The organism is Streptococcus sp. E17BB (assembly GCF_041807725.1).
Classification (GTDB): domain Bacteria; phylum Bacillota; class Bacilli; order Lactobacillales; family Streptococcaceae; genus Streptococcus; species Streptococcus entericus.
In genome coordinates this window covers 13,979-37,055 of record NZ_JBGTZC010000019.1, presented here as the reverse complement: position 1 = coordinate 37,055, position 23,077 = coordinate 13,979, and the positions used below count along the sequence as shown (strand labels likewise).

The 23,077-nt window shown below is 46.0% G+C and carries 18 protein-coding genes and 1 pseudogene; 11 read left to right on the top strand and 8 right to left on the bottom strand.

Annotated features, from left to right (window positions below; all coding sequences use genetic code 11):
• Positions 1–26: 26 nt before the first annotated feature.
• Positions 27–854 (bottom strand): exodeoxyribonuclease III, encoded by an 828-nt coding sequence (locus ACERC7_RS06130; protein WP_373666422.1) that lies wholly within the window; start codon positions 852–854, stop codon positions 27–29.
• Positions 855–1,074: 220 nt separating this feature from the next.
• Between ACERC7_RS06130 and ACERC7_RS06125 the strand changes: the two genes are divergently transcribed.
• The 6 genes and pseudogenes from ACERC7_RS06125 (at position 1,075) to ACERC7_RS06100 (ending at position 8,538) form a co-directional block, all read left to right on the top strand.
• Positions 1,075–2,061: a hydroxyacid dehydrogenase gene (locus tag ACERC7_RS06125; protein WP_373658839.1), complete on the top strand. Its 987-nt coding sequence runs from the start codon at positions 1,075–1,077 to the stop codon at positions 2,059–2,061.
• A pseudogene (locus ACERC7_RS06120) lies at positions 2,054–3,445 on the top strand (SLC13 family permease). The gene ACERC7_RS06125 and the pseudogene ACERC7_RS06120 overlap by 8 nt, the downstream one beginning before the upstream one ends.
• Positions 3,446–3,573: 128 nt before the next feature.
• Entirely contained in the window at positions 3,574–4,212 is a 639-nt protein-coding gene (locus ACERC7_RS06115) for a hemolysin III family protein (RefSeq protein ID WP_373666421.1), read from the top strand.
• 443 nt (positions 4,213–4,655) lie between these two features.
• A complete protein-coding gene (locus ACERC7_RS06110) occupies positions 4,656–5,111 on the top strand; it encodes a CtsR family transcriptional regulator (protein WP_373666420.1) in 456 nt (151 codons plus the stop codon).
• Between the two features lie 3 nt (positions 5,112–5,114).
• Positions 5,115–7,559: an ATP-dependent Clp protease ATP-binding subunit gene (locus ACERC7_RS06105; protein WP_373666419.1), complete on the top strand. Its 2,445-nt coding sequence runs from the start codon at positions 5,115–5,117 to the stop codon at positions 7,557–7,559.
• Positions 7,560–7,701: 142 nt separating this feature from the next.
• Positions 7,702–8,538, top strand: a complete 837-nt coding sequence (locus tag ACERC7_RS06100; RefSeq protein ID WP_373666418.1) for a PrsW family glutamic-type intramembrane protease — start codon at positions 7,702–7,704, stop codon at positions 8,536–8,538.
• 94 nt (positions 8,539–8,632) lie between these two features.
• Here the strand turns inward: ACERC7_RS06100 and dusB are convergent, their stop codons facing one another.
• Both dusB and hslO read right to left on the bottom strand, forming a co-directional pair.
• A complete protein-coding gene (dusB, locus tag ACERC7_RS06095; RefSeq protein WP_373666417.1) occupies positions 8,633–9,625 on the bottom strand; it encodes a tRNA dihydrouridine synthase DusB in 993 nt (330 codons plus the stop codon).
• Complete coding sequence (gene hslO, locus ACERC7_RS06090) at positions 9,612–10,484, bottom strand: Hsp33 family molecular chaperone HslO (RefSeq protein ID WP_373666416.1); 873 nt, start codon at positions 10,482–10,484, stop codon at positions 9,612–9,614. Before hslO ends, dusB begins: the two co-directional genes overlap by 14 nt.
• Before the next feature lie 144 nt (positions 10,485–10,628).
• Here hslO and ACERC7_RS06085 point away from each other — a divergent pair, with 144 nt between their 5' ends.
• The 4 genes from ACERC7_RS06085 to ACERC7_RS06070 all read left to right on the top strand — a co-directional run bounded on the left by ACERC7_RS06085 (position 10,629) and on the right by ACERC7_RS06070 (position 14,494).
• On the top strand, positions 10,629–11,519 hold the full coding sequence (locus ACERC7_RS06085; RefSeq protein WP_373658847.1) for an SPFH domain-containing protein: 891 nt from the start codon (positions 10,629–10,631) through the stop codon (positions 11,517–11,519).
• A 96-nt stretch (positions 11,520–11,615) separates the two neighbouring features.
• On the top strand, positions 11,616–11,915 hold the full coding sequence (locus tag ACERC7_RS06080) for a hypothetical protein (protein WP_373666415.1): 300 nt from the start codon (positions 11,616–11,618) through the stop codon (positions 11,913–11,915).
• Positions 11,916–12,015: 100 nt separating this feature from the next.
• The gene (locus ACERC7_RS06075) at positions 12,016–13,845 is read left to right on the top strand and encodes an SH3 domain-containing protein (protein ID WP_373666414.1); all 1,830 of its coding nucleotides are present in this window, start codon (positions 12,016–12,018) and stop codon (positions 13,843–13,845) included.
• A 25-nt stretch (positions 13,846–13,870) separates the two neighbouring features.
• The gene (locus ACERC7_RS06070; protein ID WP_373666413.1) at positions 13,871–14,494 is read left to right on the top strand and encodes a DUF6287 domain-containing protein; all 624 of its coding nucleotides are present in this window, start codon (positions 13,871–13,873) and stop codon (positions 14,492–14,494) included.
• A 79-nt stretch (positions 14,495–14,573) separates the two neighbouring features.
• Here the strand turns inward: ACERC7_RS06070 and ACERC7_RS06065 are convergent, their stop codons facing one another.
• From ACERC7_RS06065 to pflB, 4 genes are all read right to left on the bottom strand, one after another.
• The gene (locus ACERC7_RS06065; protein WP_373658853.1) at positions 14,574–15,338 is read right to left on the bottom strand and encodes an alpha/beta fold hydrolase; all 765 of its coding nucleotides are present in this window, start codon (positions 15,336–15,338) and stop codon (positions 14,574–14,576) included.
• A 45-nt stretch (positions 15,339–15,383) separates the two neighbouring features.
• A complete protein-coding gene (locus ACERC7_RS06060; RefSeq protein WP_373658854.1) occupies positions 15,384–15,632 on the bottom strand; it encodes a CsbD family protein in 249 nt (82 codons plus the stop codon).
• 408 nt (positions 15,633–16,040) lie between these two features.
• Complete coding sequence (locus ACERC7_RS06055; RefSeq protein ID WP_373658863.1) at positions 16,041–16,406, bottom strand: hypothetical protein; 366 nt, start codon at positions 16,404–16,406, stop codon at positions 16,041–16,043.
• A gap of 175 nt (positions 16,407–16,581) precedes the next feature.
• Positions 16,582–18,912, bottom strand: coding sequence for a formate C-acetyltransferase (pflB, locus tag ACERC7_RS06050; protein WP_373666412.1), 2,331 nt, complete (start codon positions 18,910–18,912; stop codon positions 16,582–16,584).
• A 207-nt stretch (positions 18,913–19,119) separates the two neighbouring features.
• Between pflB and dinB the strand changes: the two genes are divergently transcribed.
• Complete coding sequence (gene dinB, locus ACERC7_RS06045) at positions 19,120–20,223, top strand: DNA polymerase IV (RefSeq protein WP_373658865.1); 1,104 nt, start codon at positions 19,120–19,122, stop codon at positions 20,221–20,223.
• Between the two features lie 337 nt (positions 20,224–20,560).
• Here the strand turns inward: dinB and ACERC7_RS06040 are convergent, their stop codons facing one another.
• Positions 20,561–23,038, bottom strand: coding sequence for an ATP-dependent RecD-like DNA helicase (locus ACERC7_RS06040; RefSeq protein ID WP_373666411.1), 2,478 nt, complete (start codon positions 23,036–23,038; stop codon positions 20,561–20,563).
• Positions 23,039–23,077: the final 39 nt, after the last annotated feature.

Genomic DNA, 23,077 nt, shown 5'->3' with positions numbered 1-23,077 from the left:
TGAGGGGTGTTGATGGTGTTGCTACTTTACCACTTAATCTCCATGACAATCGGGGTATGGTCTTGGCGAGTACCAGAGTCAATCATATCAGACTTAGTGACCTTGCCAGCAATGCGGTCGCTGACAAGCCAGTAGTCGATTCTCCAGCCTGTGTTGTTGATTTTGCTAGTGCGGCTACGCTGTGCCCACCAGGTGTAGGCGCCTGTCACATCACCGTGGAGGTGGCGGAAGGTATCTGTGAAACCTGTTGCCAGCAGATTGGTAAAGCCAGCACGCTCTTCATCAGTAAAGCCGGGGGACTGGCGGTTGCTGGCGGGGTTGGCAAGGTCGATTTCCTTGTGGGCAACATTGTAATCTCCTGTGGCAAGGACGGGTTTGATAGCATCCAGCTTAGCGAGGTAGTCAGCGTATCTTTCGTCCCAGATTTGGCGGTCAGCCAGGCGACGGAGACCATCGCCAGCATTTGGGGTGTAGACTTGCGTGACAAAACAGTCATCAAACTCAAGGGTAATGATGCGCCCTTCGCTGTCCATGGTGGTTGGTGAGCCGATTTCAGGGAAAGTGACGATTGGGCTCAGCGACTTGCGGTAGAGAAACATGGTCCCTGCGTACCCCTTACGAGCTGGTTCACAAGAAGACCGCCAGACGATAGCGTGGTCTGGGAAGTAGCTTTCCAAAACTTCCAAGTGTTTTTTGGTCGGTCCCTTGTCGGATAATTTGGTCTCCTGAATAGCGATGATATCAGCATTTTCAGCGACGAGCGTGTCTATCACCGCCCGAGACAGCAGAGCCCGTGGGCTGTCAGATGTCAGAGCAGCGTTTAAGGAATCAATGTTCCAAGAAATCAGTTTCATGAAATGTCCTTTTCTAAATTAGAAGTTCCTTTCCATTATATCAAAAAAATAAAAAAATGAGCATAACGCCTGCTTACAGTTGTTGTGTTTATCATAAAAACAAGAAATTCTAGTAGTTGTTAACCTGATGTCATAATTTTTCCATGATTGAGAAAGCGGTCGCTTAACAGTTGTGTTTGTGATATAATTATTTTGTAAAAAAGATGAAAAGGAGTTTCAAATGACGAAAATTTTGTTAAGTGAACCAATTAGTTCTAAAGCTGAGCAGTTGCTTGTTGATAAGGGATTCGAAGTGGTAACCTCACCAGCAACAGATATTGTGACAATGGCTGAACAGATTGTCGATGCCGATGCAGTTATTCTGCGATCTAGTCCCATGCCTGCAAGCGTTATTGAAGCTAGTAAGCAACTCAAGCTCATTTCTCGTCATGCGACGGGAATCAACAATATTGACCTGGCCAGTGCTAATCAGCAGGGTGTTTTGGTTGCCAAGGTTAATGGTGCCAATGCCTACTCAGTGGCAGAATACCACCTGACCATGATTTTGGCATTGTCTCGTCGGATTTATAAGTCTGATCAGCATTTCCGTGCAGGTAAGATGACTGGCGATGGCGTATCGCTGATTGGTCTGGCTAATACCTACGGTCTCAATGGTTCTGAAATCCGTGGTAAACGCTTGGTGATTTTAGGTTACGGAGCTATCGGACGTGAGTTGAGCAAGATTGCACAGGCTCTAGGGATGTCAATTGTGGCTTACGACCCATTTGTCAAGGAAGCCGATATTGAGATTTCAACGGATTTAAAAACCCTTTATAAAGAAGCTGATTTTATCTCCATCTGCATGCCTCTGACACCTGAAACGCACGACTTTATCAGTACCAAAGAGCTGGGTTGGATGAAAGAGACTGCTTACCTCATCAACGCTGGACGTGGCGGCATTGTCAACGAAATTGCCCTTGCTAAGGCTTTAGAAGATGGCGAAATCGCCGGTGCTGCTTTGGACGTGTTTGAAGTTGAACCGCCACTGCCAGATAACCCTATTTTAACAGCACCGAACGTACTTCTCACTTCCCACATTGCAGGGACAACAGTAGAAGCGACGGAAGCTCTTTCCTTTGGAGCTGTACAAAATGTCATCGACTTCTTTAACGGGACTATTCCAGCGTCAGCTGTTAACCCAGAAGTAATAGGAGGAACGTATGAATAAGAAATTAATAACAGGTATCTTAGGAATTTTAGCAGGAATTCTGGTCGTCTTTTTACCAGCTCCAGAAGGGTTGAGCAGGGAAGCTATGTTGGTTTTAGGAACGGTTGTGACGGCCAATGTCTTTTGGATTGCAGACTTGATTCCAAACTTTGCAACAGGTCTCATCATGATTTCCCTCTGGGCAGGTCTTGGTATTGTTCAGTTCAATGAAGCTTTTGGTGTTTTTTCAAGTTCAGCCTGGTGGATTGTTATCGGAGGTCTAGGCATTGGCTCTGTGGCAACGAAAACAGGTCTGGTTAAGCGGGTGGCCTTGAACATCATGCGGTTTTTCCCGCTAAACTATGGCGGTCAAAGTTTGGCACTCTTTGTGGCTGGAACTGCAGTAGCACCAGCTATTCCATCAACCAATGCCAAGGGAGCCATTGCAGCCCCAATCTCTCGCAGTATCAGTGAATCTCTCGGCTATGAAGAAGGCAGTGATCAGAGTGCAGGGATTTTCATGTCCATGGTCTGGGGCTTCTTGGTATCAGGAGCGGTTTTCCTTAGTGCAACGTCGATTAACTACGCCATCAAAGGCTTATTGCCAGAAAATGTTCAAGCTCAGTTGGCTTGGGCTGACTGGTTCAAGGTGGCTATTCCATGGGCTTTTGTGAGCATGGTTGGCGGTTATTTTGCCCTACAATTCCTTTATAAACCCAAAAATGAGCAAACCATGTCCAAGGAGACAATCCTTAAGTAAATTGCTGATTTGGGACCGATGAGCCGTGAGGAGAAAATCACTGCAATTGTGCTAGCTATCACCTTGATTTTCTGGGTGTTGGAACGTCAACTTGGGATTTCAGCTTCTATTTCAGCTATTATCAGCTTGAGCGTTCTCGTTGGGTTTGGCGTCATGAAACCTGCCGAATTTAAAAATTCAATTGGCTGGGATGTGGCAATTTTTATCGGAACAGCGATGAGTTTAGGAACGGTACTTGGCTTGGTCGGTGTCAGCGAATGGCTCAAGGTTAACTTGAGTGGTGTGATTACACCGCTCTTGGACAATCCCTTCCTAACAGTCGTTGTCTTAGCCTTGATTATCTATGCGGCTAAGTTTATCTTGGTGTCTTTGATTACTTCAAGTACCATTTTCCTCTTAATCCTCATTCCATTCTTTGAGGGTTTGTCTTACAATCCAGTTATTCTGGTCTTTATCGTAGCGACAAGTATCAACATCTGGTTCTTGCCTTACATGAACCCACCTTACTTGACAACGTCAGCCGCTGTTAATAATAAGATGGCTCTCAACAAACACGCCATGGTAACCTCTGTTGTTTATATGATTTTAAATATCTTAGGTCTGCTCATCAGCCTTCCCTACTGGCAGATGATCGGCTTGATATAAGACATAAAAGTTAGGCTCCGGTCTAACTTTTTAACATAGTTACCATAAATGTCCCAGCTGATAGTAAAATTCTCTCTTTGCTCAGCTATTATGGTAAAATAAAATGAACACAATAAAGAGGAGGTCGTATGAATTTATCGAAACGCCTGACGTTCGGTGAGGAGCTGGCTAATGCTATTAGCCATGGTGTCATGTTTTTACTGCTTTTGGGCTTATCGCCTTGGGTGGCCGTTCATACCTACCTCAAAGGAGGCGTCACCTTAGCTTTTGGTGCCAGTGTTTTTATCGTTGCTCTCAGCCTCATGTTTCTCTCCTCGACCCTCTACCACAGCATGGCCTACGACTCGCCACACAAACGAGTTTTCCGCATCCTCGATCATTCCAGCATTTTTATCGCCATTGCAGGCTCCTACACCCCAGTCCTTTTGATGGCTTTGGAGAAATGGCAGAGCTGGCTCATGGTGGGGTTACAGTGGTTTTTGGTCATCGGTGGGATTTTGTATAAGGTGTTAGGCAAAAATCGCATTCCAAAACTCAGCCTTATCATTTATTTGGTAATGGGCTGGCAAGCAGTCTTCTTTCTACCTCAGATTATCCGTGCAACTAACGCGGTCTTTCTCAGCTTGATCGTCGCAGGTGGCCTGATGTACACGATAGGGGCGTATTTTTACAGTAAGAAAAATATGCCCTACCATCATCTGATTTGGCACCTCTTTATTAACGCCGCCTCTATCTGCCATATCATTGCTATTGTGGGCTACCTATAAACTCATGTGAAAGGATGATAATGTGAAAAAACGAGTTCTATTGCTAACGTTACTTTGCCTTTTTTGCTACCTCAGCTTGCGCCTTTTTCCATCACTAGAAGAAGCTTTACACGACTTTTTGGGTTGGTACTGACGACTTGGTGGTCTATAGCCCTTCGGGAGCAATCCAGAGGGCTTTTTGCGTGTTCTAAACGCAGTTGGTATTTTTTAGGAAGCCCTTGTCCAAAGGTCGTAAACTCATCTTGTCTATCGAAAAATTTATTACTCCATTCGTGTGCTAAAATAGACTAAAGTGGTTTCGATAGCAGTTGAAAAGCCTTATCTGATGCAGTTTGTAGCTTGTGGTGGCGTAAATCGGTCATTCTATGGTATAATGGTCAAAGATAGTCAGATGAAATCAGGTCTTACATGAAGCACCTGATTTCCAAAGAAAGGGTGTTGGCATGCCACTAAAAAACACATCGGATCATATTGAAGAATACATAAAAGAAATTTTAGAGAGAACAGGAATGGCTGAAATCAAGCGTTCCCATATAGCGGATACCTTCCGCGTGGTGCCTAGTCAGATCAACTATGTTCTTAAAACACGCTTTACGGAGAGTCGAGGGTACTTGGTCGAAAGTAAGCGAGGCGGCGGAGGTTATATTCGGATTGCGCGGCTGACCTTCTCAGACCAGCACCATTTGCTCTGCAATTTAATGGAAAGCATTGGAGACCAGCTCAGTGAGCAGATTTTTGCTGAGTTGTTGGACTATTTAAGTGATGAAAACCTCATCACACGACGAGAAGGCCAGCTTGTTCTCAGTTTAGCAACAGACGACCTGTTAGGCACTGAAGGATCACGTCTACGCGCAGAAATGTTGCGCCGTCTGCTCCAACGCTTAGATAGAAAAGGATAGGTTATGGATTACTCATTAAAATTAAAGGAAATTCTTGATTTTGCCCAATATCAGGCAACACGGTATAAGAGCCAGTCTATTGAAAGTTGGCATTTATTGTTAGCCATGGTGGTGATTCCTGATTCTGTAGCAAGTTTAGCGTTCGCAGAATTTGACGACGTTGTTTCCTATAAGGAATTTGAAGCCGTGGCCCTACATGTTTTAGAGAAACAACCTGAATTGAGACGCCCCAAAAGTGCCAAACACCTATTGCCCTTATCCAAAGGCAGTCGCCTTCTTTTTCAAGATGCGGAACAAATTGCTACCTTGGTTAATGATAAGGAAATCGGTAGTCAGCACCTGCTATTTGCCATGTTGCTTAACAAAGACCTCTTGCCCTACCAAATTTTAGAGGCTGTTGGCTTTGTTTCTGGAAATAGCAAGACATCTGGTTTACGCCTATCAGCCCTTAGAAATGTTTTAGCAGGTCATTCTGGACTGACCAAGGACCAAGTGAAGGAGATTTACGACCTCAAGCATGGGCGTAAAGCTAAGATGAGCCAGTTTCATATGATGGGCGGAGCCATGACAACTCCTGTCGGGGATTTGGAAGATTACACCCGAGATTTGACTGAGGAGGTTAGACGTGGGAACCTTGACCCAATCATCTGTCGTGATGAGGAAATCACTCGAATGATTAAGGTGCTGAGCAGAAAGACCAAAAATAATCCTGTTTTGGTGGGAGAAGCAGGTGTCGGAAAGACAGCTCTTGCTTACGGTTTAGCGCAGCGGATTGTCCACGGAGAAGTACCTTATGAGCTACTGGGTAAACGTGTGCTGGAGCTTGATATGATGAGTGTTATTGCTGGCACTCGTTTTCGTGGTGATTTTGAGGAGCGAATGGAAAAAATCATTGAGGAAATTGAGACAGCAGGCGATATTATTCTCTTCATTGATGAGCTGCATACCATTATGGGGTCAGGTTCAGGCATTGACAGCACACTTGATACCGCTAACATTTTGAAACCTGCTCTATCTCGTGGCACTCTGCATTTGGTTGGGGCAACGACACTCAATGAGTACCAAAAACACATTGAAAAGGATGCCGCTATTGCACGCCGTTTTGCGAAAATTATTGTTGATGAGCCTAGTTTGGCTGATAGCTTGGCTATTCTCAAAGGAATCCGTGAGAGTTATGAGCGCTATCACCGTGTAACAATCAGTGATGAAGCTCTGGAGACTGCTGTGAAATATGCGAAGCGGTATTTAACCAGCAAGCAGCTCCCTGATTCAGCCATTGATTTGTTAGATGAAGCGAGTGCTATGGTGCAGCAGATGGTCAAGCAAGAGGAACAGCCCCTTTTGTCTGTGGCTGATGAAGCCCTTATAGCAGGTGACTTTAAGCAGTTGAAGGCAGCCTTAGCTGAGGTCAAAGAGCCAGTACGCCCTACTCAGGTCACGACAGAAGATATTCTGCTGACCCTCAGCAAACTATCTGGGATCCCTGTTAGCAAGATGACACAGGCGGATAGCCAGAAATACTTGCAGTTAGAGCAAGAGTTGCATAAGCGCGTAATCGGTCAAGATGAAGCCGTATCAGCGATCAGCCGTGCTATCCGTCGCAATCAGTCAGGGATTAGGCTTGGTAAACGCCCGATTGGCTCCTTTATGTTCCTCGGTCCAACTGGTGTCGGCAAGACTGAGCTTGCCAAGGCCTTGGCTGAAGTTCTGTTTGATGATGAGCAGGCTCTGATTCGTTTTGACATGAGCGAGTACATGGAGAAATTTGCAGCTAGTCGCCTAAACGGTGCGCCTCCTGGCTACGTCGGTTATGATGAAGGCGGTGAATTGACTGAAAAGGTACGCAACAAGCCCTATGCTGTCCTTCTCTTTGACGAAATTGAAAAAGCACACCCAGATGTGTTCAACATGTTCCTACAGATTTTGGATGATGGTCAGCTAACCGATACTAAGGGACGAAAAGTTGATTTTTCAAATACCTTAATCATTATGACCTCAAACCTCGGAGCGACAGCTTTGCGTGACGATAAGACAGTTGGTTTTGGGGCAAAATCAATGGCACATAACCATCACGCCATGGCACAGCGGATTGCTGAAGAAGTGAAAAAAGCTTATCGCCCAGAATTTCTCAATCGGATTGATGAGCAACTGGTCTTCCACAGCTTAACCGAAGATGATATGCAAGCCATCGTCAAGATTATGGTAAAACCACTCGTTAACCATCTGGCAGAACAGGGGATAACACTCAAAATCCAGAAATCAGCCCTGTCGCACTTGGCGACTGCGGGTTATGATGCCACATTGGGTGCTCGTCCCTTGCGCCGAACCTTGCAAACCAAGGTGGAGGACAAGTTGGCAGAACTCCTCTTGTCAGGTGACCTAGTTGCAGGCAATACGCTCAAAATTAGCTACACAAACGAGAAACTAAAATTTATAGTGACGGCATAAAAAGAGAACAGCTACTTATTATACAGGTAGCTGTTCTTTTTTGATTGTCGTGATGAGTTGTTGGTGTCATGAAGGCCATTAAGGTTTCTTTAAGACGATTGCCTTACAATGACAATACAAAAACATAAAACGGAGGAACATCATGAAAAAACTATTGAGCATTTTTTTGCTGCTGATTGTTGGTCTTGGGCTGGTCTATGAAGCATTTATTGTTATCAGTATTGGGTTAAACGGGTCGCAGATTGTTCAACTCCTTAGCGCATGGGGGATTCTATTCATTGCCTATGCCCTGCCTTTGATAGTTTTGGCAAGGCATTATTTGAAAAAACATCATCAGCCCGCTTGGATTTTGCCGATTGCTATCTTGGTAGGTGCAGGAGCAATTGGTCCCCTGTCAGGATTACTCAATTTTCAATTGATTGCGGTGCTTAAGCAGCTTTTAGGCAACAATGCCGTATTAGATGCTTGGGCAGCAAGTATTGCTCCGCCAATTGTTGAAGAAACGCTGAAAATGGGCGTAGCCCTGCTTGTTATTGTCCTGTTTTCGTTGCGCCATCGGGTGTCGTGGTTGGTAACAGGGTTGGGCGTTGGACTCGGTTTCCAACTGTTAGAGGACCATACTTATTTTATAGGAACTTTTGTGGAAAAATCAGGTTCACCAATCAGTCAGGCAATCTCCCGTCTGGATATGGCTTACGCTTCTCACTGGTTGTTAACTGCTGTGATGACTTTGGGTGTGGCTACATTGATTTTTGACAAAGCTTCTCGGCGTTCGGTTCTGCCTTATCTGTGGGTCATCGGTCCAAGCTTGCTCCATGCTTTTGGAAATAATCCATTTACAGACGAGCATAAATGGTTACTAGTCATCTTTGTTCTTCTAGGTTGGGCATTGTTGTGGACAACGCGAAAACAAGCTGAGGGGTGGAAAAGTAGTCTTTCTCCGAAAAAGCAAAGCCCATCACTTTTTGGTCTCTTCTAAGGCCATAGGAACAATAATTTGTGAATAATCAAAAAGGCTGACGTCAATGTCAGCCTCTTTTACTGTTCAAATCTTGTTGGTTAAGCCAGTGACATCACTCCGTAGCAAACCCATCAATAGTTGCAAACAGTGTTTCAACTTGTTCTAAGGTTTCTGCCTTAGCGACGCTACCTCGGATTTTGGCGGCGCCAGATGTGCCACGGAGGTAGTAAGGGGCGAGACCTCGAAATTCGCGAACCGCCACCTTTTCTCCCTTGAGCGCCACCAAACGCTTGAGGTGCTCATAGGCAATGCCCAGTTTTTTCGCAAAAGGTAAATCAGGCAAGACCTCACCAGTCTCGAAATAATGGTTAATCTGGGTGAAGAGGTAAGGGTTATTTAGCGCGCCACGACCAATCATCACTGCATCTGCACCGACCTCGTCAATCATAAACTTAGCTTCATCAACGGAGCGAATATCACCATTACCGATAAAGGGAACTTTGGTGATGGCCTTGGCTACCCGATCCAGGGTCTCATGGTCGCAGGTTCCGGTGTACATCTGCTTACGGGTTCGACCGTGCATGGCGAGGGCTGACACACCAGCAGACTCAGCTGCAAGGGCATTTTCAACCGCTAGAGAACTATCTGCCCAGCCTGTCCGCATTTTGACCGTCAGTGGGATGTCAATTGCTTTTTTAACCGTACTGATGACAGAGTAAATCTTCTCGGGGTCTTTGAGCCAGATGGCTCCTGCTTCATTTTTCACGATTTTGTTGACAGGGCAGCCCATGTTGATGTCTAACATATCTGCTTTGGTGTGTTTTTGTAAAAACTCAGCTGCTCGAGCGAGACTATCCCCATCACTACCGAAGACTTGGATAGACATGGGGTGCTCATTCTCATCGATGTGGAGCATGTGCAGGGTTTTGGCATTGTTGTAGAGAATCCCTTTATCAGAGACCATCTCCATGACCACTAGCCCTGCACCAAACTCCTTAGCGATGGTGCGGAAAGCGGAGTTGGTTACCCCTGCCATGGGGGCTAAAACAGTACGGTGGGGAATCTCAACGTTCCCAATCATAAAAGAGGAATTAAGTTTGCTCATCAATCAATCTTTCTAGGTCATTTTCAGTAAAGGAGTAGGTGGTCTGGCAGAACTGACAGACAATCTCTGCACCGTGGTCCTGCTCTGCCATGTCCCTTAAATCTCTGGTCGAAAGAGTCATCAACACCCCCTCGAAGCGCTCGCGAGAGCAATCGCAAGCAAAGGCAATCGGCTCCTCGCTTAGGCGTTTATAGGGGTCGTCGCCATAAATGGCGGATAGCAGAGCATCGAGTGGTTGGCTACTACTGAGGAGGGTGGAGATGGCTGGCATCTCTTGCAGGCGTTTTTCAAAGCGGGCGATGTCAACTTCCTTGGCACCAGGCAGGACTTGGAGCATGAACCCTCCTGCGACCTTCACCTGGTCCTTATCGTCCAAGAGGACGTTGAGACCGACAGCAGATGGGGTCTGCTCACTTTCTGTCAGGTAGTAGGCAAAATCTTCACCAATTTCACCTGTGATGAGTGGTGTTGTTGAGGTATAAGGGTTGCCTGTCCCATAATCAGTGATGACGATGAAATGCCCCTGTCCCATGAAAGGTCCGACCAAGACCTCGCCAGTAGAGGTCTTTTTAATATCCACTCCGCGATTTTGAATGTAGCCCTTGCCTGTCCCCTTGGTGTCCGCAACGGAGATGATGTGACCAAAAGAACTATCACCGATGACTTTAAGGGTCACCTTGCTGTCTCCTTTTTGGTTGGCTGCTAGAATGAGGTTAGCAATCAAGGCACGCCCTAAGGCAACAGTGGACGATGACATGGTTTGGTGAGCGGTTTGAGCAGCTCTAACGGTTTCGGTGGCGTCCAAGACATAAGCTCGGAAAGCCCCGTTTTCTGCGATTGTTTTTATCAATTTATCCATAAGGACTATTATAGCATACCTTGGTTATTTTGCCACATAGAGACACTTCATCTAAACACTGGCAACCGGTTTTTACTTGCAAATTTTTGTTAAAAAGCGTATACTAAATCTATCATCATAACTAATGAAAAGGAGGACAGTTTGATGCCATTTCAACTCATTTTTCTCATCTTATTCCTATTTTTTGTGATAGGGATTATCGCTAGCACCCTTTATGTGGTGCGCCAGCAGACGGTGGTTATCATCGAGCGCTTTGGTAAATACCAAAAAACAGCAACGTCAGGTATTCACCTGCGTTTACCCTTTGGTATTGACAATATCGCTGCCCGCATCCAGTTGCGTGTCTTGCAAAACGATATGGTGGTGGAAACCAAGACCAACGACAACGTGTTTGTGACCATGAATGTCGCGACCCAGTACCGCGTTGATGAACAAAACGTGATGGACGCCTACTATAAACTCATGCGACCAGAGGAACAAATCAAGTCCTATATCGAGGATGCCCTGCGTTCTTCTGTACCGAAATTAACCTTGGACGAACTCTTTGAGAAAAAAGACGAAATCGCCCTTGAAGTGCAACATCAGGTGGCTGAGGAAATGTCCAGCTACGGCTACATCATCGTCAAAACCCTAATTACCAAGGTTGAGCCAGATGCCGAAGTTAAGCAGTCCATGAACGAAATCAATGCTGCCCAACGTAAACGTGTGGCCGCTCAGGAGCTTGCCAATGCAGACAAGATTAAAATCGTAACTGCTGCTGAGGCAGAGGCTGAAAAAGATCGCCTACACGGGGTCGGTATTGCTGAGCAACGTAAGGCTATCGTGGACGGTTTGGCAGATTCTATTCAAGAACTCAAAGATGCTAACATCAGTTTGACTGAGGAGCAGATTATGTCTATTCTCTTGACCAACCAATATCTGGACACGCTCAATACTTTTGCTAGTTCTGGTAGCCAGACCATTTTTCTACCGAGCACACCTCAAGGGATTGATGACATTCGGACACAGATTTTATCAGCACTGAAAGCGAAATAATGTTTGTCTGAACAGTAGTCCATATTTTTTATCTTGATGTTTTGGGAAATAGCAGAGCGCTAAAATCGTCAGTAACTAAGAAAACAGGAGGTTTCTATGCTTGATCCAATTCTCTCACAACCTAATAGCCCCTTGTGGTACTGGTATGTGATGTTCATTTTTGGTCCTGCCTTTGTTTTGGGCTGGTGGGGATTGCTGGGTATGTTGCTATTGCACCTCATCATCTTTGCAGGCCTCTATGCCAGTTATCGTAAACGCCAAGCAGGGAAAACTCAGCCTCTCTGGCAACGTTTGTTAAGCCTGTTAGGCTTGATCATTTTGACCAATATCCTCTCTGGGGTACTCGTCTATGGCGGTCTTTGGCTCTACAGAGGGGTGGTGAGTCTATTAAGTTAAGTTAAAACTAGAACTAAAAAATTTCCTTAACATTGATTTTTTTAACGGCCTTTTACGAATAGTTAGGTGTCAACAGAAAAAATCAATAAAAGGAGATGACATGTTCACACATTCTCAACTTAATCGCTTTGCTATCCGCAAGTATGCTGTAGGTGCTTGCTCGGTTTTGGTTGCTAGCTTAACCTTTTTAGGAGCAGCTCATGTTTCAGCTGATGAGCTTTCCTCATCAGCCAATTCGGCAACAATAAGCCTTGTTCAAATCGGAGAGGCTACCACTGACCAGTCGGAGCCTGTAGCTGGTTTAGATATTGCGTCAGCTGGGTCTGCGACGAATGACTCACCACAAACAACTCTTGAAGAGGTCAAAAAAGATGGGCTAGTTGTGACGAATCAGCAGGATACCAAAGAAAGGTCTGAATATCAGACCCCAGTAGTTACCTCATCAACCCAGTCACTAGAAACTGACGCAGCAGCTAGCGTAGCAGAAGTTGCTACGTTAAAAACGAGTGGAACAGTGGCCAATCCAAAAGAGCTGAGCTCTGCTATTGACAAAACGGTTGAGACGATAGACCACAAGAAGGAATTGTCGAAACCAACCGAAACGGTAGCACCAACAGTTCCAGTGACTGAGCAACAGCAAACTCCAGACCAACAGCCTAAACCAGCTCCAGCAAGACAAACCGTTCAGCCGAGTCTGACGCCGTCTAGTCGCACCGCTTTTCGAACATCAACCAGAGCAGCTGGCGCCCTAGGTGATACCTACCCAGCAAAATGGAAGAACTTAGATCCAGATAGCAACATTGATGATTGGGGCATGTATATGCGCAATTGCACTTCCTTTGTTGCTCATCGCCTCAGTGCGGTCAATAAATTTGAACTACCACGCGCTTATGGCAATGCTGAGGCCTGGGGAAATCGGGCAAGATCAGAAGGTTATCGTGTTGACGAGTCTCCTGTTTTAGGCGCGGTTGCCTGGTCAGCTGCTGCACCTGATAACTGGGGCTACGGGCATGTTGCCTGGGTTGCTGCGGTCAATGGTGACATGGTCACTGTAGAAGAATATAACTACGGTAAACGTTATGCCTACAATAGCCGTACTGTTCACAAAAGCAGTTTTACAGGCTATATCCATTTTAAGGATTTAACCTCAAAAACCAATACACCATCAACCCCAGCACCAGCAGCACCTCAGGCCTCACATAACTTGCCAGCTCAGGGCACCTACACCTTTACCCAGCGTTCAGGTGTCAAGAGTGAACCAAAACAGGCAGCGGCGGATTTGGATTTCTACGAGGTTGGTGAAAAAGCCAACTATGATAAATTGGTTGAGAGCGACCAGAAACTGTGGATTAGTTACCTCAACTATAAAGGTAGCCGTAGTTACGTTGCCATTCGTGATTTGGCACCTGTTATCACGACAGGGACTATTAACGTTCAAAATAAAAACAATCAAACCGGTGATTTTGATGTTCTGATTACCAATGTCAATCATTCTCAAGGCATCAAAGAAGTCAAAGTGCCGATCTGGTCAGATAAGAACGGACAGGACGATATCATCTGGTATGTCGCACAAGCTCAAGGGAATAACACCTATAAGGTTTCTGTGAAAAATAGCCAGCACAAGTCTGACACAGGCACTTATCATATTCATCTCTATTACCAGCAAGCAGATGGGCAATTAAAAGGTGTGGGTGGCACAACAACAGTTGTTGAAAAAGTTGCACCAGCTCCAAGCTTGCCATCCAGTGGCACCTATCGCTTTACCACAACTCAGCCGATTAAAAACCAGCCAAGCCTAGCTTCGGCAACTATTGATCACTACTATGCAGGAGAAACGGTTAACTATGACCGTACGTTGACGGCGGAAGGGCGCCAATGGCTGAGCTATATCAGTCGAAGCGGGGTTCGACGCTATATCCCAATTAACTAAATTATTTATGGAAAGGATGACACTCATGTCTAAAATAGCAAAAATTTCAAAAACCGTCCTACTATTAGGTCTTCTAACCAGCGTTGCAACCTTGACAGCCTGCGGTAAAAAAGAAGCAACCACCACCACAGCCTCATCAAGTGTCACAAAAACGAGTCAGTTATCTTCAAAAGAAAAATCGACCACCTCACAAGCGACTGAGGTCACCTCTAAAGCTACTGACACTGGTTCAACCACTGCTGAAACGGGTTCTTCAAAAACTTCTGAAACGGCGTCTTCAACTGCAACAACCAGTACCTTTAATCTGGATGCTATCGTGGCTGGAGACTTTAGCTCAATTGCAGGAACTTGGGCAAATGTCAACGGTAAAACAGTTGTGATTGAAGGAGATAAACTGATTTTTGAGACAGAAGGAGAGTCAGATCCTAATCAGTATAATCTGATTGAATCACAAAATCTTAATGAGTCGGGGCGTGTAGGTGCTTCCATTGGCTTCTATAACAACGGCGAGCGTCAAGGAGGGATTGTTTTATCAATCGTTCCAGCAGGTGTTCCTAATATTCTTGGTGAAGTAAGTGACCAAGACCATCTTGAAATGGGACACATGCCGACGACTGCTGATTCTGGGGAACATTTTTTCCGTCAATAAAGATTTGACCTGAGATGCTATCATCACGACATCGACATAAAAGCAGTGGGACATCGTATCCAACTGCTTTTTAGATATTTTAGATAAAGTTTTTATCTGTTAGCCAATGCTTGATTACCCGAAGTGTCTGATTTTGGAATTTCCCGGACTCGTACATGTGGTCAGCTCCCGTGATGGAGACGAGTACAGAGTCTTTATGATTTTTAGCAGTTTTTCGGGCAATAGCAGAGACGGTCATCTTGTCCTCACTACCTGTGATGACAAGTACAGGACAAGAGATTTTATGAAAGTCTACCCGACCAGCTCGGCTATTATCCAGAAAAGGAAAGGCTATTTGAGTATAGACCTTACCAGATTCCGGTACCAAATCCTTGAACAAGTCCTCCTTGATGGCGTCGTCTTGGGCATTGAGGCAGTAGCGGAAGAACTCATCCTTATAAGGTGGCATGGCCTTTTTCCAAAAGCCCCAACGCAGAAAATGCTTGATAAAACAGCGAATCATCGTCGGGTAAAGCGAAAAAATATCTGCAGTTGGAGCAGGTCCCATCAGGATCATCCCAGCGACAGGCGTGCGTTCGGCAACCATCTGAGCGAGTAAGCAACCTAAGGAGTGCCCCAGTAAAAGGGGTGGCTGTTCTAAACTGTTGACAAGGTCAACCAAATCATCTGTATAATCTTGGAGACTGAGAGCACCAACTTTTTCAGCAACCTCGTCATAAGGTAGGTCGTGATAACGTAGGCTTGGCGTGTGGACGCGACATCCAAACCGCTCTAGTTGAGTGGCAAAACGTCCCCAGACCTTCCCAGAGCACCATGTGCCATGAATTAAAACAATGTCTTGCATATCCTATTCCCCATTAAAAAGAGCCTTTATCGGCTCTTTTTATGATTAAAGCTTGTTTTTCAAGCTTTCAACAGCACCTTCGACAGCCTCTTTGGCATCGTTGGCCAAGTCTTTAGACTTCTCAACAGCATCTTCTAAGCCTTTTTTAGCATCTGCTGCAACTTCTTTAGCCTTGCCGACAAGGTTGTCAACAATGCCTTCTGTTTCTAATTTTTTATCGCCAAGAACCTTACCAGCTAATTCTTTGGCTGAGCCAGTCACTTGGTCTAATTTTGCATCTAATTTATCAAACATTTGATAACCTCCTTTAGTTGATAGGTCTATTATACCACAGCTTCGTAAATTATGAAAACGTTTTGTTTAATAACAAACTAATGCTCGCCTAATTTAACAGGTGATTAACCTCTGGTTATTGTCTGACTTCCAGACAGCTCAGATAGATAGCTGTAGGTCGGTTGATATGGCAGGTTGCGAGAAGAAAGCTCGTCATCGTTATGTGTGTCGCTCCACTGAGCTATTTGTTGGTCAACCTGCTGTGCAAGTCATGACTTAAGGCGAGACCTATGAGTTTTGATTGGCATTAAGGCGTTACTGAACATGTAGGGCAATTCTATGCCTTTCAAAAACGATATTTTATTTGGTAACAATCAAAAAAGCAAGAGGCTAGGACTTTTATCCCAGCCTCATTGAGGTGTACAGCCATTAGTTTAAATTGGCGGTCAGAAATTCTAGTAATTGGGTGATGTCAGCTCGCCAGTCATTATGATAGACAGCAATTTGTTTCCGATTGCTGAATTTAGCGATGTAGGCATGAGATCGGATAGCGTACTTTTTGGAAAAAGCCTTGTAGGATCGCGCATTGACACCTTTGACGTTAAGGTACAAGATGGGAGCAGAAGCAGTCTCTGCTTCATGAAGTTGAGCCATTGCCAACTGAGCATCAACATTATCATCACGACCGATAAAAAGGTAAAAGGTTTCTCTAGCTCGTATCTTAGCCTTCACAGTGTCTAGGTTGACCTCTTGGATGGGCTGATGGCTTGGTGAGGTGTCAATGGTTTGAGCCATAGCTGAGCTGAACCAGCCAGCTAACCCAAGTAAACTAATAAAGAGTAGTAGTATTTTTTCATTTGTTTGTCCTCCTAATAGAATATTCGTAAATGGAGGAGGAAATTTTGTCTTTGCTCTGCCATTTTCCTAAAACATCAAAAAATCCCAGCTTGAGCTGAGATTTTTTAGTTGATTACAACCCTAAGAGTTCTTTAGCATGGTCATCCATTGACAAGACTTCGTGGAAGACACGTTGGGTGAGCTCAGTTTTTTGCTCTTTGGTCAGGTACTTGGTGTTAACACAGTAGCCTGAGATACGAACGATAACGTCTTCACCACGCATGATGCTGTCGTAGACATCTTGTAAGTCCATAACGTTCAAGTTAACGTGCTGACCACCCTCTTCAAAGTAGGCGTCAAGGATAGTCACCAGGTTACCAACTTGCTCATCAAAGGTCTTACCAAGCGCTTTTGGAGATACCTGAGTAGTTAGTGAGATACCATCGTTAGCGTGTGAGAAGTCAAGTTTCTTGAGGGAGTTGAGGTTTTGCAACCAGCCACCACGAGATTTAGATGTTGGGTTAGCACCTGGTGGGAAGAATTCTACTTTAGATGTGTTCACTGAGCCATCTTCGTTGAGGAATACACCACGGTGAACTGGTGAGTTACCAGTTTGTTTAGAGTAAGCCACGTTTGAGGTGATGGTCAAGATTGACACAGCTGCCTCAGCATTTTTGTAGAGTTTGTGACGAGCCAAGCGAGTGTAGAAGGCTTCCATCAACCATTTTGCGATGTCATCTACACGGTCATCGTCCTCACCGTAGCGTGGGAAGTCGCCGTTCACTTCGTAGTCATAGATGAAGCCAGTTTCATCACGGATTGGTTTTACTTCAGCATATTTGATAGCAGACAGGGAATCAACAGTGTTGGCAAAGCCACAGATACCGAAGCCCATGTTAGCGCGCAGGTGAGTTGGCAAGAAGGCCATTTGCACGGCTTCGTAGTTGTACTTGTCAGTCATGTAGTGGATGATGTTCATGGCATCCACGTAAGTGTCTGTCAACCAGTCAAGAGCTTTTTCAAAGTTAGCGATAACTTCATCGTACTCAAAGATTTCTGAGTTGTTTGGCTCAACCACATCAAAGACCTTGTAGTCTTTATGCACATCGTCGTAACCGTTGTTCCAAGATGAGAGCAGAGCTTTCAACACGTTTACACGGGCACCGAAGTACTGGATGTTGTGGCGTTTTTCTTCACTTTCTGGGTCAAGTGGTGACACACAGCAAGAGATACAGCTCATTTCACCGTAACCGTCTTTAGCCATGGTGGTCACACCCTCATACTGGATAGAAGAGTGTTTGTGGCTCATGGCCATACAGTAGCGACGGAAGGCGTATGGCAACTGGTCTGACCAGAGAACGGTCAAGTTTGGCTCTGGTGAGTTACCGATGTTGTCGAGAGTGTGCAAGAAGCGGTAATCCATCTTAGTGACACGGTGACGACCGTCGTTACCCATACCAGCCATAGAAGTGGTCAAGAAGGTTGGGTCACCTGAGTAGATTTCGTCGAAGGCTTTGGTACGAGCAAATTTTACCGTACGAAGTTTAAGAACGAAATCGTCAACGAATTCTTGAATTTCGCTTTCGGTGTAAGTACCGCGAGCCAAGTCACGCTCAGAATAAATGTCAAGAACGATTGGCACACGACCGAGAGAAGTTGCTGCACCGTTAATGACACGGCAGACAGCCATGAAGGCGATGTTGACCCATTGGATAGCTTCTTTGGTGTCAAAAGCAGGGCGACGCACGTCAAGACCGTAAAGGTCACCGAGTTTCACCACGTCTTGCAAGGCTTGGTACTGGAGGTTAATTTCTTCACGAAGACGAGTTGATTCTTCATAGATTTCTGTGATGGCGTTCCAGTCGTTAACTTTTTCTTGCATGAGGTAGTCTGCACCGTAGAGGGCAAGACGAGCATACATACCGATGATACGACCACGAGAGTAAGCATCTGGCAGACCTGATACGTGGTGGCTGTGACGGGCACGACGAATGTCAGCAGTGTAAGCGCGGAAGATACCGTCGTTTACTGTTGTCGCATGCTTGGTGTAAATCTCATGAAGAAGTGGGTCAGGCGTGTAACCATTCTCAATCAGAGTGGTTTCAGCCATGCGGATACCACCGCGTGGCATGAAGTTAAGTTTGAAGAGTTCATCGTTTTGGATACCGAAAATCAACTCGTTATCTTTATCGATGAAACCTGCAGGAATACCTGCGATGGAAGTAGCACGGTCGATATCCATTGGGAAACGAGTATCTTCGTAGTGTGCTTTGGTTTCTTCGATGATTTTTTTGATTTTCAAAGAACGCTCAGTCACAGGAGCAAGGAAGCTCTCGTCACCATCGTAAGGGTTGTAGTTAGCTTGAACAAAACGAGTAACGCTTGCTTTGTCACGCCAGTCAGTTCCCTTAAAGCCTTCCCAGGCTTTTTCAAAAACATCAGTGTTTGTTGTTACTTTTGCCATGTCGGTCTCCTTTTGTGTTATATTGACAAGTTTATTATATCACAACGCAAGCGTTATCAGCAAGAGAAAACAAGGATTGTGAAGAAGTTCTTTAATAATACAGTTCCAATCAGAAGTCTAACTGTACTATAAAATTGTTTTATTTGCAGAAAATCCTAGAAATCGTATAATAGTAAAGAGAACGAACGTGCCTAGAAAGGAGCAGCCATGTTGATTTTTCCACTCATCAATGACACCTCACGCAAGATTATCCACATTGATATGGATGCTTTTTTTGCGGCGGTGGAAGTGCGGGACAACCCTAGCCTGCGTGGCAAGCCTGTGATCATCGGTGCTGACCCTCGAGAAACAGGTGGACGTGGGGTGGTCTCGACCTGCTCCTACGAGGCTAGGACCTTTGGTGTCCGCTCTGCTATGTCCAGTAAAGAAGCCTATGACCGTTGCCCTCAAGCGGTCTTCATCTCTGGTAATTACAGCAAGTATCAGGAGGTTGGGCGTCAGGTGCGGGAGATTTTTGCCCGTTACACGGACAAGATTGAGCCCATGAGCATCGATGAGGCTTATCTGGATGTGACGGCTAATAAGCTGGGCATCGCATCGGCTGTTAAGATTGCCAAGATGATTCAGTACGACGTTTGGCAGGAGTTGCAGCTCACCTGCTCGGCTGGCGTGTCTTACAATAAATTTCTGGCCAAATTAGCCAGTGATTTTCAAAAGCCAGCTGGCTTGACCTTGATTTTGCCTGAGGAGGCAGAAGGGTTTCTAGCTGATTTGCCCATTGAAAAATTTCATGGGGTTGGCAAGAAAACGGTTGAACGTCTGCATGAGATGGGAGTCTTTACAGGCAAGGATTTACAAGGGTTGTCAGAGATGGTTCTCATTGATCAGTTTGGGCGGTTTGGCTATGACCTCTATCGCAAGGCCAGAGGCATTTCCAACAGTCCGGTCAGAACCGACCGTGTTCGCAAGTCCATCGGCAGTGAGCGGACCTATGCCAAGCTCCTTTACGCTGACGAGGATATCAAAGTTGAAATCAGCAAAAATGCTAAGCGTGTGGCGGCTACTCTAGCCAAACATGGCAAACAAGGCAGAACCATCGTCCTCAAGGTGCGTTACGCAGACTTTTCCACGTTAACCAAACGCCGCACCCTAGATGAGGCGACGGCTCATTTTGAGGTGATTGAAAAAATCGCTTATGACATTTTTGATGAATTGGCGGAAAATACCTCAGGGATAAGGCTCCTGGGAGTGACTGTAACAGGCTTGGAAATAGGAACCCAAGCTTTGGAACTATTAGACGATAAAGACTAATCCCACAGCGCTTGCCGTGGGATTTGGTGTGATAGAACAAGATTAGTATGGTTAGAAATGTGAAGCTCTTAAGGGCATGCGACAGAACAGAAATCTGCTAACCGATGATAATAGAATGAAGGAACGTGTTGGTTGTAGAGATAAGTGTTGTAGATTTCGTGGGCAATCGCAGAGCGAGATATGTTGCTCGGGTTTCTGAGATGACATAGGCTTGGTCACCTTGTTCTTTTCTGGATAGGACAGCCTGTGAAGACTTGTGACAGAGGTGATTTAATCACTTTTTTTCATACTGGTTCAGGTCTCTTTTGATGGCTCATAGTTGGTAACGCCTCTTTAGTTACTTTCCAAAGAAATGCTCAATATCTGCTTCCGTCACCCCAATCATAGGGTCTATGGTCAGGAGGTTTTGCCGATTCAGGGTATAGGTTTCTAGTGTGCTGGGTGGGCTTGTTTCAAGTGTAGTGCTTTTTTTCGCTGGATGAGTGGTCTGAGGGTCTGTCACAGGGCTTGGTACTGATTGCAGCGTTTCAGTACCAGCAGTTGTCTGGTTTAGGGTGTCGGTCAGCTTGTCGGTGGTCTTGTCTGTCTCTGCTTGTTCTGCTCGGCTATTTTCCCCTAAAAAGCGCTCAACCAAGTAGGTGGCTCGCAGGCTCCCTTGAGTGCGCACAGCCTGATTGAAGGCTGCCACCTCACCCAACATGACCAGCTTGCTCTTGGCGCGTGTGATGGCCGTGTAGAGCAGGTTGCGCTGGAGCATGCGGCTGGCTCCTCGGGTAATCGGCAGGATCACAACAGGAAATTCACTGCCCTGAGACCTGTGGATGCTCATGGCGTAGGCCAGGGTGATTTTGCCCCAGTCCTTGCGGGGGTAGGTGACCTCGTTGCCCTCAAAGGCGATGGTCAGCTCGTCCTGCTTGCTATCGGTGTATTTGTCCAACTCCAGCTGAGAGATAACACCGATGTCGCCATTGAACACATTGCTTTCAGGGTCATTGACCAGGTGCAAGACCTTGTCGCCCTCCCGAAAGAGGGTCTCGTTAAAGGCAAACTCCAGCTGGTCATCTTTAGGATTGATCAGGTTCTGAAGTAGTTGATTGAGCACGGTGATACCAGCTGGTCCTCGATACATGGGAGCTAGTACTTGGATGTCTTGGGGAGCGAGGCCGCTCCTCATGGCAGAGCTGACAATCTTGGTCACCATATCTGGGATAAACTGGGCTTGGGCTTCAAAGTAGGAACGGTCAGCCTTTTTCTGTGTAAAGTCTGCAGGCAAGCTGCCAGCCTTCATCTGACTGGCTAGGGTGACGATGGTTGAGTCATCAGACTGGCGGAAGATTTTGGTCAGAGCGACTTGGGAGAGGTTATCGACCTTGAGGAGGTCAGCCAGTACCTGACCAGGACCGACCGATGGCAGCTGGTCACTGTCGCCCACGATAATCAGCTGGGTATTGGAAGAGATGGCTGCAAAGAGTTGGTTGGCTAACCAAGTATCCACCATCGAAAACTCATCCACGATGACCAAGTCAGCGTCCAAATAATCATCTAAGGTCTGGTAGTCCCCTTCAGTGGTCAAACCCAGATGCCGATGAATGGTCGCAGCTGGCAACCCTGTTAACTCGGTCATCCGTCTAGCGGCTCGGCCAGTCGGTGCTGCCAGCACAATCGGCAGATCTCGGGTCTCCATATTTAGCCCGTGAAGTTTGCCATAGGCGGATAAGATGCCGTTGATGACGGTCGTCTTACCTGTTCCAGGGCCACCGGTTAGGATAAAGACCTTGCTGTTGAGGGCTTGGGCGATGGCGTCTTTTTGCGTCTGATCGTAGCTGATACCTAGCTCGTCTTGAACCCTAACGATAGTATCATCTAGCTCCTCATCGGCAATCGGCTCACCGAGATGATTGTCCAAGAGTCGTGTCAGATGGCGGTGGATGCCCTGTTCCGCAAAGTAGAGGCTGTTGTCAAAAATCTTAGTCTCAATTTGCTGAACCTTGTCCTCAATGATGAGGTTCGATAACTCTTGGGCGACTTGAGCAGGGTCAATTTCCACCTGACGCGCGTCTTCGAGTAGGTAGAGGGCGCGCTCCAGTAACTGCTTGTCCTCCATGTAGGTGTCTCCTGTCTCCAGACAGCCCTCCAAGAGGCTGTGAAAGAGTGCCGCCCGAAACCGTTGCGGCGACTGGCTATCAATCCCCAGCTGTTCTGCCAGCTGGTCAGCTGTCTTAAAACCGATGCCCTGAATGTCCTCGACCAGTTGATAGGGATTTTCCTGAACGAGGCTCAGGCTCTTGTCCTTGTATTTGTCGATAATTTGAAGGGCAAAGCGGATGGAGAGACCATATTCAGCCAGTTTGGAAAGGATCTGCTCCGTTCCATAATTGACTTTCAGGGTGGCTAGAAATCCTTCGCGTTTGACCTTGGACAGACCTGTGATGGTCGTTAGGTGCTCGGGGGCCTCTAAAATCCGGTCGATGGTGTCTTCATCACCGTAAGTGGCTACGATTTTTTCGGCAATTTTCTTACCGATACCCTTGAATTGGTCAGAGGAGAAGTACTTGACTAGTCCAGATGCCGATGGTTTGGCGCGCTCGTAGCGGGTCACCGCCAACTGTTCTCCGTAACGGGGGTGCTGGGTGAGATTACCCCAGAAAGTATACTGCTCTCCCTCTACAACTTCAGCGATAGTGCCGGTCACGATAATCTCGACATCATCAAAATAGCTATCGGTCTCCTCAATAGTCAGTAGAATAATCTTGAAAAAATTACTGGCATTTTCAAAAATCACCCGTTCAATAGTACCTGAAAAATAAGTTTCCATACTTGTCCTTGTTTTGCTTTTTTTCTATTATAGCACAAA